Origin of the sequence: Cellulomonas marina (assembly GCF_900111925.1) — a bacterium.
GTDB classification, from domain to species: domain Bacteria; phylum Actinomycetota; class Actinomycetes; order Actinomycetales; family Cellulomonadaceae; genus Cellulomonas; species Cellulomonas marina.
In genome coordinates this window covers 147,286-162,346 of sequence record NZ_FOKA01000010.1, presented here as the reverse complement: position 1 = coordinate 162,346, position 15,061 = coordinate 147,286, and the positions used below count along the sequence as shown (strand labels likewise).

The following is a 15,061-nucleotide window of genomic DNA, read 5'->3' as shown; positions in this document are numbered from 1 at the left end:
CGGTCCGCGCACGCCCGCCGATGCCGCACCGCCACCGGCTCGGGGTGATGACGCGCCACCCACGACCGCGCCCGCCGCCCCAGCTGCACCGGCGTCCACGAGACGCACCCCGGCAACAACGCCGCATCCGCGGCGACCCGCACCTGCACCGGCAACGACGCCGTCTCCTCCAACAACTTCAGCACATGCGGGTACGACACCCTCCCCTGCGCCAACGCCGACAACACCGCCGGCCGGGACCCCACCAGCTCCACCGCATCCGAGACCAGACCCGTGGCCGTGCCCTCCGGCACCTGCAACACCGTCGCCAGCTCCGCCCGCACCGACCGCCCCGCCAGATCCCGCGACTGCGCCGTCACCGGCCGGCCGTGCACGTGACAGGACACCTCGTCCGCCAACGCACCCACCTGCACCGCCGCCGCCAGCAGCACCGCACGCACCGCCTGCGCCGACCGCACCGCCGCCTCCGCCGACGCCACCGCCGACACCAGAGCCTCGAACTGCCCCTCCAGCTCACCCAACGCCCCCGGCACACCCGCCAGCGCCACCGCATCGATGTCCACCGGCAGGTCCGACGAGGGCTGTGCACCCGGCGTCGACAAGGAGGACGCCGTGGCCGACGACGCCGTCCGCGACGAGGTCGAGGACGACGTCGGGTCCGCCGTACCGATCCCGGCACCACCGCCCGCACCCTCGTCGAACAGGGTCGACCCCGACCCCGACCCCGCCGCACCCGCCCTCGTCCGCATGCGGCAAGCCAACCACCGACCACCGACACGCCCGCGGTGCGCCTCTGGTCAGGACGCATGACCAGCGGCGACAGGCGCACCGGCGCCGGCCGCGCGTCCTCACACCTCCGGCGCGCAGGGCCCCGTGCCGAGCGCTGCGAGGCCTGCCCGGTCCCCGTCCGCGAGGTCGGTGACGCCGGCCCGCGTGGGGGCGTACATGAGCTGCCCCGGGTCGTCCACGTGGTCGAGGCCCACGACGTGCGCCAGCTCGTGCGTCACGACGGCCAGCACCAGGTCACGCCCGCCCGGACCTGCCCACGCCTCCGCCAGCTGCGGGGCGTCGAGCTGCACCTGACCCGTGACCCAGACGAGCGGCCCGCCGTCGAGCCCGAAGGCCGTGCTCCCGCCGAGGCCCGCGACGTCACCCGCGAGCGGCGACGCGTCGTCGGGCGTCACCCAGGCGACGAGCACGGGCGCCCAGCGATCCCCGTAGCGCTCCGGCTGGAACGACGGACGGGCGGGCGCGGGCGGCTCGTCGGTCGCACCGTCGGCGACGAAGCGCAGGCCGGTGGCGGCGGCGATCCGGGCCACGGCCTCGGCGACGAGCTCGTCGGCGCCGGACGGGGCGCCGACGGCGTTGACGACCCAGTGCAGGGGGCGGCAGGGGTCGTACGCGACGGGCGAGCCGTCGGGCCGCGTCTCGAGGAAGGCGTGCGCACCTCCGGTGGCGGGAACGGGCGGCGGGCTGCCGAGCGGTCCTGGCGCGCTCTCCGCGCTGCGGCTGGGCCAGCCCTCCGGCCGCGGCCCGCCGGGGGGCGACACGGCCGGCGGCGCGACGGACGCGGGTGCGGGATCGGGGCCGATCGCCACCGGGCCGCCCGGCGCGTCCGAGGGCCCGGCCGACGCACCCGGCGCCGCGCCCTCCGGCGCACCCGCGGGTCTCGCCGCGTCCCCGCGGCGCGGTTCCAGCAGCTCCTGCGCCGGCGTCGCCAGCGCCGGTGGCAGCGCGCCCACGACCCCCGCACCCCAGGCCGGGGGCAGCAGCCCCGCCCGCGTCCCGACGACGAGCGCCAGCGCCGCGACCACCAGCACGGCGGCGAGCACGCGCACGCCCCCGACGACCCGGCCGACCGCCGCAGCCGGACCCCGCCGCGGCACGTCGTCCGCCACCGTCGACCTCCCCACGCCTCGTCCCGACGACGGCCCGCCGCCCGTCGTCACCGGTCCCGATCCACGATCGGCAGCCACCGGCCACCGCAATTGCTGCCTGGGCCGATCCGGTCCCGCCGTCGCCCAGCCTGCCCGACGAGCGGCCCCCCGCGTCCCGCCACCCGCCGCGACGCCCCGGCCGCCGCCGGCGGGATCCGGAGCGACATCGGCAGATCCGTCGTCGTCCTGCACCTCGGCAATCGGACACATCGGTCGAACCGCCGCGACACCACCCCTTCGTGTGCAGAAGAAGGGTCTGGACGACGCATTCCGCACCGCCAGGAGCGCTAGCGTTACCCCACATGTTGACGCCCTGGGGGGGAGCGTGACCGTGACACCGCACCGCACGGAGCCCGTTCACGCCCGTCCGAGCACCTCCACGAGCACGTCCACAGGCACGTCCACGAAGGCGGTTGCGGTCGCCGCCCCCTGGAGGTCCGCCATGCCCGACGACCCCGAGGGGCCGCGCAGCGACGCGCCGGCCCCCGGCCCGGGTCACTTCGCCCCCGTCCGCTACCCGGCGCCGGACTGGACCGGCCGCGGCACCGTCACGCGCGTCCTGCCCTCCGCCACGGGCAGCCGCGAGCCGGTCGGCTGGCTCGTGCGGCAGGGGGACGCCCTGGCATGGCTGCCGCTGGTGCGGCCCGAGCAGGAGGGCTACCCGGTCAAGCGGTTCATCGACGACATGCTCCGCTCGGGTGCCCGGCAGTCCCGGCCGGCCCGGGCCGAGTGGGACCACGTGCTGACGTTCGTCCTCCACGACGCGCCGCGCGAGCGGGAGCTCAGCGAGGTGCTCGACGAGGTGCGTGCCGCCCGGGCGGCCGCCGCACCGCCGCCGATCACGAGCCTGCCCTGGAGCACGCGGGGTCACCTCGCCCCGCCCTCTCCACGCCCGTCCCCGACCGACGACCCGCCACCGACCGCCTGAGCCCGCATGCCAGGACCGGGGTGACCACGGGGCGTCAGGGCTCGCGGGTGCCGGCCCCCGGCACGGGCACCCGGCCCAGCACCACGTCCACGACGAGCGCGCGGTGGTCGGACAGCCCCAGGTCGACCGCACGCCCCGGCCCTGCGGCCTCCACCTCCCCGTCCGCCAGCACGTGGTCGAGCTGCCGGGCCGGTGCGTCGACCGGGAACGTGGGCGCGGTGACCAGGGCACGCATGCCGCTCACGCGCGCGGGCTCGTCGCCGGCCATGTTGAGGTCGCCCATGAGGACGCGCGGCGCGGGCATGCGCGCCGTGGTGGCGACGAGGTGCCGCAGCTGCCGTGAGCGCCGGCCGGGGATGAACGTCAGGTGCGTCCCGACGACGGTCACCGCGCCGCCGTCGCCCTCCACGACGGCCGCCACCGCGCAGCGGGGCTCGTCGCGCACGAGCACCGGCCGCCGCGACCCGGGGAACACCACGGGCGCCCGCCGACCCGGCGAGGGCAGGGCCAGCACGCGCCACTCCCGCACCGGGCGCCGGCTCAGCAGGGCGATGCCGTAGGCGGCCGACGCGGGCTGCTCGTCGCCGGACGCGGCGACCCACATGCCGGGCGCCCCGGCCATCGTCGCGACGAAACGGTGGTGCGGGGCACCCATCGCGTCGGCGGCGATCGTCGTGAGGTCGGCACCGAGGGACCGCTCCTGCGCGCGGTCCACCTCCTGCAGCGCCAGGACGTCGGCGTCCAGCGACGCCACGGCCGCCGCGAACCGGTCCAGGTCCACGCGGCCGTCGCCGAGGGACCGGCCGTGGAGGATGTTGAACGTCGCCACCCGCACCCCGCGATCATCCCCTCCGTCCTGCGTGCCCGCCCGGCGGCGTGTAAGCAAGGAGCATGACGACCGACGCCCACGGTGACTGGACCGCGCTCCAGGACGGGCTGCGCCGCGCGGCCGTGGCCCTGACCGAGGCCGGCGTGCCGTTCGCGCTCGTCGGGGGGTACGCCGCCTGGGCGCGCGGGGCGCCGGAGCCGAGCCACGACGCGGACCTCGCCATCGCCGAGGACGACGTCGAGGCGGCCAAGGCGGCGCTGGCAGAGGCGGGGCTCGACGTCCAGCAGCCGGCCGAGAACTGGCTGTTCAAGGCCGTCCACGCCGGCGAGCTCGTCGACGTCATCTACCGGATGGTCGGCGACCCGGTCTCCCCCGAGCTCCTGCGCACCGCCGAGGAGATGGAGGTGCTGGCGGTCCGGATGCCCGTGCTGCCCGCGACGGAGGTCATCTCGGCCAAGCTGCGCGTGCTCGGCGAGCACTACTGCGACTTCACCTGGCTCCTGCCGATGGCCCGGGCGCTGCGCGAGCAGATCGACTGGGCGCGGCTGCACCGGGAGTCCGAGGGGCGGCCCTACGCACGGGCGTTCCTCTTCCTGGCCGACGAGCTCGGGCTCACCGCGACGGCCGTGCCCGCGGGCGGGACCGGCGTCGGCCCCGGCCGGGTGGGCACGGAGGACGGCGGCGACGGCGACGGGCAGCCCGCGGCCTGAGCCCCGTCAGCCCAGCGGGTTGCCGACGATGTTCGCGACGATCCCGCGGATGACGTTGGACCCGTCCTCGCGGCGCAGCTCGTCGTACCAGGCCGCGGTGACGTCCGGGTCGACGGCGTGCGTGACGTCGCTGCGCCGGCGCGCGCGCAGCACGAGCTCCCCCGCACGACCGGCGCGCCGCTCCTGGTAACGCCGCAGCGAGTCCTCGACGGAGATGGTGTTGGTCTGCAGGGCCATGGCGAGCACGACCGCGTCCTCCATGGCCGAGCAGCCGCCCTGCCCGATGTCGGGCGTCGTGCTGTGCCCGGCGTCCCCGAGCAGCGCCACCCGCCCGCGCGTCCACGTCGGCAACGGGTCGAGGTCGTGGATCTCCACGCGGTTCGTGCGCTGTGGGTCCAGGGCCCTGATGAGCCGGTGCACCGGCGGCGCCCACCCCGCGAAGTGCTCCGACAGCACCTCGCGCGCCCGGGACCGCTCGTAGGGCAGCCCGGCCGGCAGCGGCACGTCGAAGAAGAAGTAGAAGCGGCCGCCTGCCACGGGCATGACCGAGACGCGCTTGCCGTCCCCGACGTAGGTGGTCCACTGGTCCGGCGGGCCGACGGCCTCGTCGACCTCCACGAGCCCGTTGAAGTTCACGTAGCCCGCGTACCGCCGCTCGACGGGCCGCCCCAGCACGTACTCCCGCGTGCGGGACCGGGCGCCGTCCGCGCCGACGAGCAGGTCCCCCGTCGCCGTCGACCCGTCCTCGAACGTGGCCGTCACGCGCAGGCCGTCGTCATCGATGCCCACCATCCGCCGCCCCATGCGCAGGTGCTCCGCACCGAGCTCCTCCATGAGCATCGCCTGCAGCTCCGCGCGCGCGACGGGGTAGGGCCGCTGCCCCGTCTGCTCCGTCACCGGCGCGAGGCTGAACCGGCACATGTCCTCACCGGTGAACCCGTCCCGGTAGGCCATGTGGTCCATCTGCCCGCCGAGCTCCGCGACGCGGTGCCCGAGCCCCAGGTGGTTGAGGCACTTGACGCCGTTGGACCACACGGAGATGGCGGCGCCGACCGGGCGGTTCTCGACCACCTGCTCGTAGACCTCGACCTCGAGGCCCGCCCGCCGCAGCGCGATCCCGGCGCTCAGCCCACCCATGCCGGCACCGATGACCACGGCCTTCACACGCACCCCCGCTGCCCTGGGGCGCCGGTCCGACGAGCCGACGGGGACCGGGCGCCCGCGTCCTGGGCGTCAGGCTAGGGAGCGCACGTTGCCCGCGTGTTACCCCCCGGAGGCGAGGAGGTCACCGCGGCCGACGACCCGGCCCGCCTCCGACGACGAGCGGGTCACCACGTCCAGCCGCGCTCGGCGAGGGCCAGCTCGACGACGAGCCTGTCCTCCGGACGCAGCTCGGCGCGGGGTGCGGTGACGCCCGCGACGCGGCAGGCCTCGACGAGCAGCGCGTCGTAGGCGTGCTCGACCGCGATGAGCCGCCGGGCCCGCCCCCAGACGTGCGGGTCGGACTCGAGCACCCGCACCTGCTCGCCGAGGCGGGCGAGCCGGACCTGCAGCGTCAGCGCGACGAAGGGGTCCGGCCCGAGGGGCGTGTCCGTCGCGGCCTGCGCCGCCCGCGGGCGCGGGACGTACGTCGACCACCACCGCGGCCGGGCGGCGCGGGCCTCCGCCGACGGCGGTCCGTCGTCGTCCCGGGCCTCCACGGACGGAGGGACCCGACCGGTCACCGTGGCGGTCAGGGCGCGCACGAGCTCGGACAGCGTCACCGGTGTCCTGACGGCCATGGCTCGTCCCTGGGGGTCGTACGGTCCCCCGGGGCTGGGTGGACCGTCCCCTTCAGGCTAGACCCCGCCGTGGCGCCCGGCCACGGCGGGGTCCGCCCGCGCTCGGGACCCCTGGGCCGCGTCTCCGGCCCACTCGGTGCGCCGTCCGGGACGCCGCACGGGTGCCGGTCGCGCGCGGCAGGATGAGTCCGTGCCCGACCGCTCCCTGCCCGACGACCACCGCCCCGGCGGACGTCAGCCGCACCGCGACCTGCGCCTCGTCGCGCTCGTCGGCGCGGGCGGCGCCGTCGGCACCCTCCTGCGCCACGCGGTCGGCCTGACCCTGCCGTCCGCCCCCGTCCCGGTGGCGACGCTCGCGGTCAACGTCTCCGGCGCCCTGCTGCTCGGGGTGCTGACCGCCGCCCTGGCGCGGCGCGGACCCGACACGGGCCCCCGGCGCGCGACGCGGCTCGCGCTCGGCACCGGGGTGCTCGGCGGCTGCACCACCTACTCGACGCTGGCCGTCGACGTCGTCCGCCTGGCCGCCGACGGACGTGCGGGCGTCGCCGCCGCGTACGCCGTCGTGACCCTCGTCGCCGGCCTGGCCGCGGCCGCCGCCGGCCTCGCGCTCGGCGCGGCCGCGTCCCGCCCGCCGCGCCGACCCGGCGTACCCGACGTAACCGGCGTGCCCGGCGGGCCGTCGTGATCCTCGCGCTGGCGGTCGCGGTCGCCGGCGGCCTCGGGGCAGCGACACGCCTCGTCGTCGACGGCGCGGTCCGCGAGCGGCTGCGCACCGCCGCCCCCAGCGGCACCCACGCGGTCAACCTCACCGGTTCCCTCCTGCTGGGGCTGCTCACCGGCCTGGTGCTGCGCGGGTGGCCCGGCGTGTGGGCCCTGGTGCTCGGCACGGGCTTCCTCGGCGGGTACACCACGTACGGGACGGCCGCCGTCGAGACCGCCCGGCTGCTGGCCGAGCGGCGGTGGTGGGCGGCGATGGTGCACGGCCCCGGGATGCTCGTCGCCGCGGTCCTGCTGGCCGCGCTGGGCCTCGTGCTGGGCGCCGGCCCCGCCCTCGGGTGACCGCCCGCACGCCCGGCTGAGCCGTTGCCCGCGACCCCCGGTTGCCGGAGCCGACCACCGGCTCTCCACTAGGTCCATGAGCTCCGACACGACGCCCGTGGCAGCCGACTCCCCCGCCCCCGACGACGAGCACGCGGCCGCCGCGCCGGACCCCGGCGAGCCCGACGCCGCCCACCACGTCCCGGACGGCGTCGACCGCGCCACCGTCGAGGCGGTCGGCAAGCTCACGGCCGCGCTCGAGGTCGTCGAGGAGGCGCGGGGCATGCTCTACGGCTTCCACCGCATGACGGGCCGCGCCGACAACGACCTCGCCGAGGCGCTCGAGGCGCTCGAGGGCGCGGGCCACGGCGACCTCGCCGAGCGCATCCGCACGGACCTGTACGGCCGCAACGTGCTCGCCCGCCGCTGGACCTTCCAGGTCGTCGAGGACTACGACGACCACTACTGGGAGCGGTGGCGCGGCTGGGAGCGGACCGTGCGCGAGGAGCTCGTCGCCGGGCGGCGGCACGTCTACGAGGCGCAGCTCAAGGAGGAGAACCGCACCCACGGCCGCGCCGGCCACGAGGCGCGGCCCGCCCCGGGCGCCTGACGGGTCGGTGCGGCGCCCGCAACCCGCGCGCCCGTCTCACCGGGCGGCGGCGCCGGTCACCGACCGGCGCCGCTCCGCGCCAGCACGCTGTGCCGGTAGGAGTACGCGGCGTAGACGACGACGCCCAGCGCGAGCCACGCCAGGAAGCGCAACCACGTCAGCGCCGTCAGGTTCGTCATGAGCCACAGGCACGCGAGCCCCGACACCACCGGCAGCACCGGGGACAGCGGCACGCGGAACCCGCGCGGCAGGTCCGGCCGCGACCGGCGCAGCAGCGGCACCCCGAAGCTGACCAGCACGAACGCCGACAGCGTCCCGATGTTGATCATCTCCTCGAGCAGCTCGACCTCCGCCAGCCCCGCGATGAGGGCCACGACGACCCCCGCGCCGACCTGCAGGCGCGCCGGCGTGCCGAACCGCGGCGACGTGCGGGACATGCCGCGCGGCAGCAGGCCGTCGCGGCTCATGGCGAAGACGACGCGCGTGAGCCCGAGCAGCAGCACCATGAGCACGCTCGTCAGCCCGACGAGGATCCCCACGGAGATGACCTGCCCGGCCCAGTCCGCGCCGACGAGGACGAACGCCGAGGTCAGCGACGGGCTCTCCTCCTGCGCCAGGTCGCGGTAGGACACCATCCCCGTGACGACGACCGTCACCAGGACGTACAGCACCGTCACCAGCGCCAGCCCGCCGAGGATGCCGCGCGGGATCGTCCGCTGCGGGTCGCGCGTCTCCTCCGCGGTCGTGGCCACGACGTCGAACCCGATGAACGCGAAGAACACGAGCGCCGCGCCGGACAGGACCCCGACGACCCCGTACGTCGTCGGCTCCGCGCCGGACAGGAACGCGAGCAGGGGCTGCTCGAGGCGGGCGGCCTGCGGCGCCGCCTCGGCCGGCGGGATGAACGGGGCGTAGTTCTCGGCGCGCACGTAGAAGAACCCCGCGACGACGACGAACAGCGTGATGCCGACCTTGATGAGCGTGAACACGCTGTTCACGCGCGCGCTCAACCGGGTCCCGACGGCGAGCAGGGCCGTGAACACCCCGACGACGAGCACCGGCCCCCACTCGAGGTCCACGCCGCCGAGCGTGAGCGTCGTCGGCACGTCGACGCCGAACAGGCCGAACGCGTCGGACAGGTACACGCCCCAGAACTTCGCGATGACCGCCGAGGCGAGCAGCATCTCCAGGATCAGGTCCCAGCCGATGATCCACGCGACCGCCTCCCCCATCGTCGCGTAGGAGAACGTGTACGCGGACCCGGCGACGGGCAGGGTCGAGGCGAACTCGGCGTAGCACATGATGGCCAGCGCGCAGACGACCGAGGCGATGACGAAGGACAGGATGACGCCCGGGCCGGCGTAGTTGGCGGCGGCCGTGGCGCCCACGGAGAAGATGCCGGCGCCGACCGCGACGGCCACGCCGAGGACGGCCAGGTCCCACGCGGTGAGCTCGCGCCGGAGGGACCGCTCCGGGTCGTCGGCGGCGGCCAGCGAGTCCTCCACGGACTTGCGCCGCAGGATCCCCGTGGTCCGGCCGGGCCGCGCCGGCGCGGGCCCGCCCCTCGTGCCGCTCGCGCTCGTCATGGGGGCATCGTGGCGGTCCCGCGCACCCGGGGTCCACCCGGGGGCCGCGCCCGCCGGGGGCCGGCTGGCCGGTGCTCCCCGGTCAGCGCTCCAGGTCGGTCGAGGAGACGATGCCGACGATCCCGCCCTCGTCGACGACGGGCAGCCGCCGCACGCCGTGCTCCGCCATGACGCGGGCGGCCTGCGCGACGTCGTCGCCGGGGGCCAGCGTCACCAGCGACCCGCTGCACACCTGACCGACGGGGTCGCCGGAGGCACCGCCCGCGGCGAGCACCCGCACGACGAGGTCCCGGTCCGTGACGATCCCGACGAGCTGCCCGCGGTCGGTGACCAGCACGTCGCCGATGCCCTCGTCGCGCATGAGCACGGCCGCCTCCCGCACGGTCGTGGTCGCGTCGACGGTGACGGGGTCGGGGGTGACGACGTCGGCGACGGTCGGCATGGCGGTCCTCTCACGGGGTGCGCGACGCGTGATGGCGTGCGCCGGTGGGCGGCGGGTGTGCTCCTGTGCCCGCCCCCAGCGTCCGTCGGGCCCTCGCCGCGCGCATCCGCAGGGCCGCCCGTAGCGTCGAGCGGGTCGAGAGCAGCCGCGGCCCAGCCACGAGCCGCGACGCGCAGGACGGGGAGGACCCCCGTCGGGACGGGAGGAACGGACCATGACCACGACGGTCGAGAAGTCGCTGCTGGTGGACGTGCCGGTGTCCGTGGCCTACGGGCAGTGGACGCAGTTCGAGCAGTTCCCCAAGTTCATGAGCGGCGTCGAGCGCATCGAGCAGCAGGACGACGAGCACCTGCACTGGGTCGCCGAGATCGCCGGCGTGCGCCGCGAGTGGGACGCCCGCATCGTCGAGCAGGTCCCGGACCGGAAGGTCGCCTGGGCGGCGACGAGCGGCGCGACGAACGCGGGCGCCGTGACGTTCGAGCCGGCGGGGCCCGGGCAGACGCACGTGCACCTGCACCTCGAGTACGAGCCCGAGGGCCTGGTGGAGAAGGTGGGCGACAAGCTGTCCATCGTCGAGAAGCAGGCCGAGGGCGACCTCGAGCGCTTCAAGGCCTACATCGAGGGCGAGGGCACCGCCAGCGGCTCCTGGCAGGGCACCGTCAACCCCGGCCTGGACGCCCGGCCCGGCATCGCCGACGCCGCCACCTCCATCGGTGACGACGGCAAGGCGGGCCTGAGCGGCAAGGCCGTCGCCGCGGGCGTCGGCGTGGCCGCCGCGGCCGTGGCGGCCGTCGTCGCGGGGCGCAAGCACGGCGAGGAGGAGCACACGGTCGCGTCGCTGGCCGCCGAGCACCCCGCCGAGCAGCCGACGACCCCGACCACGGCGACGACCCCCGCCGTGCTGCCCGAGGACGGCGCCCCCGCCGCCACGACGGACGAGCTCGACGTCGTCGCCCCGACGACGAGCGCGCACGACCTCGACCCGGTCGAGCCGGCCACGCACGTCGGCGGCCCCGCCCCGGTCGGCACGGGCCCGGTCACGACCGGCACGCCCACCCCGACGGGGACCACCGCCGGCGAGGGCGACACCGTCCCCGGCGAGGAGGCGAACCGCATCTGACGGGCCGACGGGACCTGACGGGCGGGCGCCACGTGCGCCGTCCGAGCGGGTACGCCGAGGGGCGGGTCGCAGCAGCGGCCCGCCCCTCGTCGTGCCCGCCGGCGCTTCGGCGACGGGCGCGCGTCGAGGCGTGCCGTCCGCCCGGGCCCGCCTAGCCGGCCGGGGTCGCGCCGGCGTCGTCGCCGGGGCGGGAGCCCGCGGTCATGCGCGCGGCGCGCACGGCGCGCCGGCGGTCGACCACGACGACGCCGCCGAGCACCGCGACCGCGAGCGCGAGGCCCGCCGTCACGTCGGTGAGGAAGTGGTAGCCCAGGTAGAGGCGGCTCCCGGCGACGAGCAGGATGCCGGCGGAGGTCGTCAGCACCCACAGCACGAGCGAGCGCCGGTGCGGGTTGCGGATCCACACGAGGTAGCCGAGCACGAGCAGGAACGTGGCGGTGCCGACGGTGTGCCCCGACGGGAAGGAGTAGGTGCTCTCCGACCCCGGCACGGACATCGTCGACAGCGGCGGGCGGGGCCGGGCGACGACCGCCTTGACCGTCACGGACACGAGCGTCGACACGACCATCGCGGCCGCGAGCAGGCCCGGCTGCCACCAGGACCGCGTGCGCCACCCCCACGCCAGGCACGCGACGAGCACCACGACGGGCAGCACGGACGGCCCCGTCACGGCCGAGACGGCCGTGAGGAACGCCGTCAGCGCCGGTCCGCGGGCGGCCACGAGCCAGTCGAGGACGGGCGTGTCGGCGGAGGCGAGGTCGTCGCGCTCCTGCACCGCGTCGAGGACGCCGAGGAACACGGCCGCCCCCAGGGCGACGAGCACCAGGCCCACGACCACCGCCACGCGCGAGGTGGGGTCCCGCAGCTCGCCGCGCCGGTCCCAGGCACCGCGCACGGCGCGGCCCGCCCCGGGGACGACCTCCCGGTACCAGGGCCGGCCTGGCTCACGACCCTGCTCACGACCCGGCGCACGACCCGCCCCGCGACCATGCGGCTGCTCGGGCGGCGGGACGGAGGACGGCTCGGCGTGCATCGCGCGATGATCCCAGCCGTCGACCCCACCGGCGAGCGGGACGGGCGGGCCGGGCGGGCGGGGCCCGCCGAGCGGGACGGCCGCCCTCAGGCCGCGGCGTCCTCGAGCGCCACGTGCGAGAGCTGCCGCCACAGCAGGACGCAGAACAGGGCCGACCCGACGAACGCGAACCAGAACGGTGCCGTCACGCCGAGCTCCCGGGCCAGCAGCCCGCCGATCCCGGACCCCACGACGAGCCCGCCGAACACGCCCACGGTGTTCACGGCGCCGACGCGCCCCTGGAACGCGGTCGGCACGGCCCGCTGCCGGACCGTCACCGAGGTGGTCCCCCAGACGAACGCGTGCACCCCGAAGACGAGCATGACCGCGAGCGCGACGGCCAGGTCGGTCGTCAGCGCGAAGGCCAGGTGCGTGAGCGTCTCGAGCACGAGCCCGATGCGCATGAGGTCGCCCAGGCTCAGGCGCCGCGTCAGCCGGCCGTACAGCGCCGTGCCGAGCAGGCCGCCGACGGCGCTCGTCGTCGTCAGCAGGCCGTAGCCCACCGGTCCCGCGCCCAGCCGCTCCTGCGCCCACAGCACGAGCACGGACCAGGCCGCGCCGAAGGTGACGTTGAAGACGAGCACGGTGAGCACCAGGGTCCGCACCGCGGCGTGGTGCCGCACCCAGCGGAAGCCGTCGAGGACGTCGTGGTGCACCTGCCCCGGCGCGGCGGCCGGCACGTGCGCGGGCAGCCGCACCCGGGCGACGAGCACCGCGCCGAGCCCGACGAGCAGCGCCTGCAGGCCGAACGGCAACGCGTGCCCCACCGTGAACAGCGCCGCGCCCAGCGGCGGCCCGGCGAGCTGGTTGACGGTGATGAAGCCGGTCTGCAGCCGGGCGTTGCCGACGGCGAGGTCGTCGCGGTCGACGAGCATGGGCAGCAGGGTCTGCGAGGTGTTGTCCGCGAAGACCTCGCAGCACCCCACGAGCAGCAGCGCGAGCAGCACGGTGGCGATCGTCGCGTGGCCCGCCAGCACCGTGGCGGTGAGCACCAGCAGGACGGCGGCCCGCAGCACGTCGACGCGCACCACGAGCCGCCGCCGGTCGAGCCGGTCGGACAGCGCCCCCGCCAGCGGCCCGAGCACGAGCGGCGGCAGCCACTGCAGGGTGGCGGCCAGCGCCACGAGCAGCGGGTCCTCCGTGAGCGAGGCCACCAGGAGCGGCCCCGCCGCCAGCGCGACCCCGTCACCGAGGTTGCTCACCCACGAGGAGGCCAGCAGCCAGCGGAACGACGTCCCCAGGCGCCGCGGCGCGACGACCTCCCCCACCCGGCTCACGAGCGGACGATCCTAGCGAGGCGCGCCGCCCGGGCTCGACGTCGTTCCCGCGCTCAGACCTGGAACCGCCCGACGAGCCCGCGCAGCTCCGCGGACATCCGCGCCAGCTCGGCGACGGCCTGCTGCGACTCGGACACGCCCTGGGTGGTGGAGTCGGCCGCCGTCGCCACGCCGGTGATGTTCGTGGCGATCTCCCCCGAGCCGGTGGCGGCCTCGGCCACCGAGCGGGTCATCTCGCTCGTCGTGGCGGTCTGCTCCTCGACCGCGGCGGCGATCGTCGACTGGAAGTCGTTGATGGAGTCGATGACGTGGGTGATCTGCGCGATGGCGGTGACCGCCCCCGCGGTGTCGCCCTGGATGGCGTCGACGCGTCGGGCGATGTCCTCCGTGGCCTTGGCCGTCTCCTGCGCCAGCTCCTTGACCTCCCCGGCGACGACCGCGAAGCCCTTGCCGGCCTCCCCGGCGCGTGCGGCCTCGATGGTCGCGTTGAGGGCCAGGAGGTTGGTCTGCTCGGCGATCTGCGTGATGGTCCGCACGACGTCCCCGATCTCGCGGGAGGAGTCGCCGAGGCGCGTCATGAGCTCGCTCGTCGCGGCCGCCTCCGTGACGGCGGTGCGGGCGACCTCGGCGGCGCGCGAGGCGTTCTGCGCGATCTCCGTGATGGACGCGCCCATCTGCTCGGTGCCCGCGGCGACGGTCTGGACGTTGCGCGACACCTGCTCCGCGGCGGCCGAGACGACGCCGGCCTGCGCGGCGGTCTCCTCGGCGGCGGCCGCGATCTGCCCGGACGAGGCGGACATCTGCTCGGAGGCGGAGGCCAGCGAGACGGCGGAGGCGTCGATCGTCGTCACCGTGCCGCGCAGGAAGGCCGCGGCCCGGTCCAGCGCCTGCCCGACGAGGCCGACCTCGTCGCGCGAGTCGAGGTCGACGCGGCGGGTGAGGTCGCCGCGGGACAGCGCGTCGGCGACGTCGCGCACCCGGCCCAGCCGCCGGGCGACCGACCCCGCGACGACGACCGCGATGCCCACGGCCACGCCCATGCCCACGACCAGCAGGACGACCGTGCGCGTCCGGCTGGAGAGGAAGGAGGCGTGCGCCTCCTGGGCCGCGGCCGCGGCCGCGTCGGTCTCCCCCGTGACGAGGGCGTCGAGGCTGCCCATCATCCGCACGATCGTCCCGGCCGCCTCGCCGTCGCGGACCGAGACGTAGGTCGCGCGGTCGTCGGCGAGCGCGGCCGGCACGAGCTGCGCGTCGCGGATGACCACGTACTCCTCGAAGGCCTTCGTGAACGCGGCGAGCGAGTCGCGGGCCGCGTCCGTGAGGTCCAGCTCGCCGTAGGCCGCCATGGCGTCGCGGAGGGCGGCCTCGTCGTCGACCATGGCCGACCGGGCGGCGGCGAGGTCGTCGTCGTCCTGCGCGATCATGAGGTTGGCCAGGTCGAAGCGCATGGAGACGGTCGCGCGGCGGATGACGGCCGCCTGCAGCAGGCCCTGGACGTTCTGCTCGTACAGGCCCTTGGTCCGCGCGTCGGCGGAGCCGAGCGCCGCGACCGCGAGCGTCCCGACGAGCGCGCCGACGAGCACGGCCACGAGGAGGGCGGACAGCACCTGGACGCGGACCCCGAGGTCCGACAGGCGCTGGAGGGGGCGGCGGGGCTGCGGGGCCGGCGCGGTGGGCGTGACGGACATCGGGTTTCCTCCCGGGCACCGGTCGCGCCGGCGCTGGTCGTTC

General features: G+C 76.4%; 16 protein-coding genes. 6 read left to right on the top strand and 10 right to left on the bottom strand.

The features are described from left to right. A partial coding sequence (locus tag BM048_RS12100; RefSeq protein WP_175499531.1) for a DUF222 domain-containing protein occupies positions 1-563 on the bottom strand: 563 nt, incomplete at its 3' end. Between the two features lie 285 nt (positions 564-848). After that, positions 849-1,898: a matrixin family metalloprotease gene (locus tag BM048_RS12095; protein ID WP_090033413.1), complete on the bottom strand. Its 1,050-nt coding sequence runs from the start codon at positions 1,896-1,898 to the stop codon at positions 849-851. A gap of 481 nt (positions 1,899-2,379) precedes the next feature. Between BM048_RS12095 and BM048_RS12090 the strand changes: the two genes are divergently transcribed. Then, on the top strand, positions 2,380-2,865 hold the full coding sequence (locus tag BM048_RS12090) for a hypothetical protein (protein ID WP_090033411.1): 486 nt from the start codon (positions 2,380-2,382) through the stop codon (positions 2,863-2,865). 34 nt (positions 2,866-2,899) lie between these two features. On the opposite strand, the gene BM048_RS12085 is transcribed toward BM048_RS12090, so the two are convergent. Then, complete coding sequence (locus tag BM048_RS12085) at positions 2,900-3,700, bottom strand: endonuclease/exonuclease/phosphatase family protein (RefSeq protein ID WP_090033410.1); 801 nt, start codon at positions 3,698-3,700, stop codon at positions 2,900-2,902. Positions 3,701-3,756: 56 nt separating this feature from the next. On the opposite strand from BM048_RS12085, the gene BM048_RS12080 reads away from it, so the two are divergent. Continuing rightward, positions 3,757-4,404 carry a hypothetical protein gene (locus BM048_RS12080; RefSeq protein ID WP_203708999.1) on the top strand — a complete coding sequence of 216 codons (648 nt, stop codon included), beginning with the start codon at positions 3,757-3,759 and terminating at the stop codon, positions 4,402-4,404. 6 nt (positions 4,405-4,410) lie between these two features. Here the strand turns inward: BM048_RS12080 and hpxO are convergent, their stop codons facing one another. Together hpxO and BM048_RS12070 are read right to left on the bottom strand one after the other, a co-directional pair. Continuing rightward, positions 4,411-5,574, bottom strand: a complete 1,164-nt coding sequence (hpxO, locus tag BM048_RS12075; RefSeq protein WP_239079064.1) for an FAD-dependent urate hydroxylase HpxO — start codon at positions 5,572-5,574, stop codon at positions 4,411-4,413. Positions 5,575-5,732: 158 nt separating this feature from the next. Continuing rightward, positions 5,733-6,185, bottom strand: a complete 453-nt coding sequence (locus tag BM048_RS12070) for a hypothetical protein (protein ID WP_139224438.1) — start codon at positions 6,183-6,185, stop codon at positions 5,733-5,735. A gap of 190 nt (positions 6,186-6,375) precedes the next feature. On the opposite strand from BM048_RS12070, the gene BM048_RS12065 reads away from it, so the two are divergent. From BM048_RS12065 to BM048_RS12055, 3 genes are all read left to right on the top strand, one after another. Next, entirely contained in the window at positions 6,376-6,870 is a 495-nt protein-coding gene (locus BM048_RS12065) for a fluoride efflux transporter FluC (protein WP_239079065.1), read from the top strand. Beyond that, on the top strand, positions 6,867-7,244 hold the full coding sequence (locus tag BM048_RS12060) for a fluoride efflux transporter FluC (protein ID WP_308439558.1): 378 nt from the start codon (positions 6,867-6,869) through the stop codon (positions 7,242-7,244). Before BM048_RS12065 ends, BM048_RS12060 begins: the two co-directional genes overlap by 4 nt. A gap of 76 nt (positions 7,245-7,320) precedes the next feature. Continuing rightward, entirely contained in the window at positions 7,321-7,833 is a 513-nt protein-coding gene (locus tag BM048_RS12055; RefSeq protein ID WP_239079066.1) for a hypothetical protein, read from the top strand. Between the two features lie 56 nt (positions 7,834-7,889). On the opposite strand, the gene BM048_RS12050 is transcribed toward BM048_RS12055, so the two are convergent. Beyond that, positions 7,890-9,419, bottom strand: coding sequence for an amino acid permease (locus tag BM048_RS12050; RefSeq protein ID WP_090033404.1), 1,530 nt, complete (start codon positions 9,417-9,419; stop codon positions 7,890-7,892). 82 nt (positions 9,420-9,501) lie between these two features. After that, a complete protein-coding gene (locus tag BM048_RS12045) occupies positions 9,502-9,861 on the bottom strand; it encodes a CBS domain-containing protein (RefSeq protein WP_090033403.1) in 360 nt (119 codons plus the stop codon). A gap of 214 nt (positions 9,862-10,075) precedes the next feature. Between BM048_RS12045 and BM048_RS12040 the strand changes: the two genes are divergently transcribed. After that, a complete protein-coding gene (locus BM048_RS12040) occupies positions 10,076-10,981 on the top strand; it encodes an SRPBCC family protein (protein ID WP_090033401.1) in 906 nt (301 codons plus the stop codon). A gap of 151 nt (positions 10,982-11,132) precedes the next feature. Here BM048_RS12040 and BM048_RS12035 read toward each other — a convergent pair whose 3' ends face one another. The 3 genes from BM048_RS12035 to BM048_RS12025 form a co-directional block, all read right to left on the bottom strand. Continuing rightward, positions 11,133-12,014 (bottom strand): phosphatase PAP2 family protein, encoded by an 882-nt coding sequence (locus BM048_RS12035; RefSeq protein ID WP_090033400.1) that lies wholly within the window; start codon positions 12,012-12,014, stop codon positions 11,133-11,135. Between the two features lie 86 nt (positions 12,015-12,100). Then, the gene (locus tag BM048_RS12030) at positions 12,101-13,330 is read right to left on the bottom strand and encodes an MFS transporter (RefSeq protein WP_090033398.1); all 1,230 of its coding nucleotides are present in this window, start codon (positions 13,328-13,330) and stop codon (positions 12,101-12,103) included. A 53-nt stretch (positions 13,331-13,383) separates the two neighbouring features. After that, positions 13,384-15,018, bottom strand: a complete 1,635-nt coding sequence (locus BM048_RS12025) for a methyl-accepting chemotaxis protein (RefSeq protein WP_090033397.1) — start codon at positions 15,016-15,018, stop codon at positions 13,384-13,386. Between the last annotated feature and the right edge of the window lie 43 nt (positions 15,019-15,061).

What these genes read in the sequence shown, in the direction of transcription:
- BM048_RS12090 (WP_090033411.1), top strand. Translation starts at nt 2,380, where the DNA reads ATGCCCGACGACCCCGAGGGGCCGCGCAGCGACGCGCCGGCCCCCGGC.
- BM048_RS12080 (WP_203708999.1), top strand. Translation starts at nt 3,757, where the DNA reads ATGACGACCGACGCCCACGGTGACTGGACCGCGCTCCAGGACGGGCTG.
- BM048_RS12070 (WP_139224438.1), bottom strand. Translation starts at nt 6,185, where the DNA reads ATGGCCGTCAGGACACCGGTGACGCTGTCCGAGCTCGTGCGCGCCCTG.
- BM048_RS12055 (WP_239079066.1), top strand. Translation starts at nt 7,321, where the DNA reads ATGAGCTCCGACACGACGCCCGTGGCAGCCGACTCCCCCGCCCCCGAC.
- BM048_RS12050 (WP_090033404.1), bottom strand. Translation starts at nt 9,419, where the DNA reads ATGACGAGCGCGAGCGGCACGAGGGGCGGGCCCGCGCCGGCGCGGCCC.
- BM048_RS12045 (WP_090033403.1), bottom strand. Translation starts at nt 9,861, where the DNA reads ATGCCGACCGTCGCCGACGTCGTCACCCCCGACCCCGTCACCGTCGAC.
- BM048_RS12040 (WP_090033401.1), top strand. Translation starts at nt 10,076, where the DNA reads ATGACCACGACGGTCGAGAAGTCGCTGCTGGTGGACGTGCCGGTGTCC.
- BM048_RS12035 (WP_090033400.1), bottom strand. Translation starts at nt 12,014, where the DNA reads ATGCACGCCGAGCCGTCCTCCGTCCCGCCGCCCGAGCAGCCGCATGGT.
- BM048_RS12025 (WP_090033397.1), bottom strand. Translation starts at nt 15,018, where the DNA reads ATGTCCGTCACGCCCACCGCGCCGGCCCCGCAGCCCCGCCGCCCCCTC.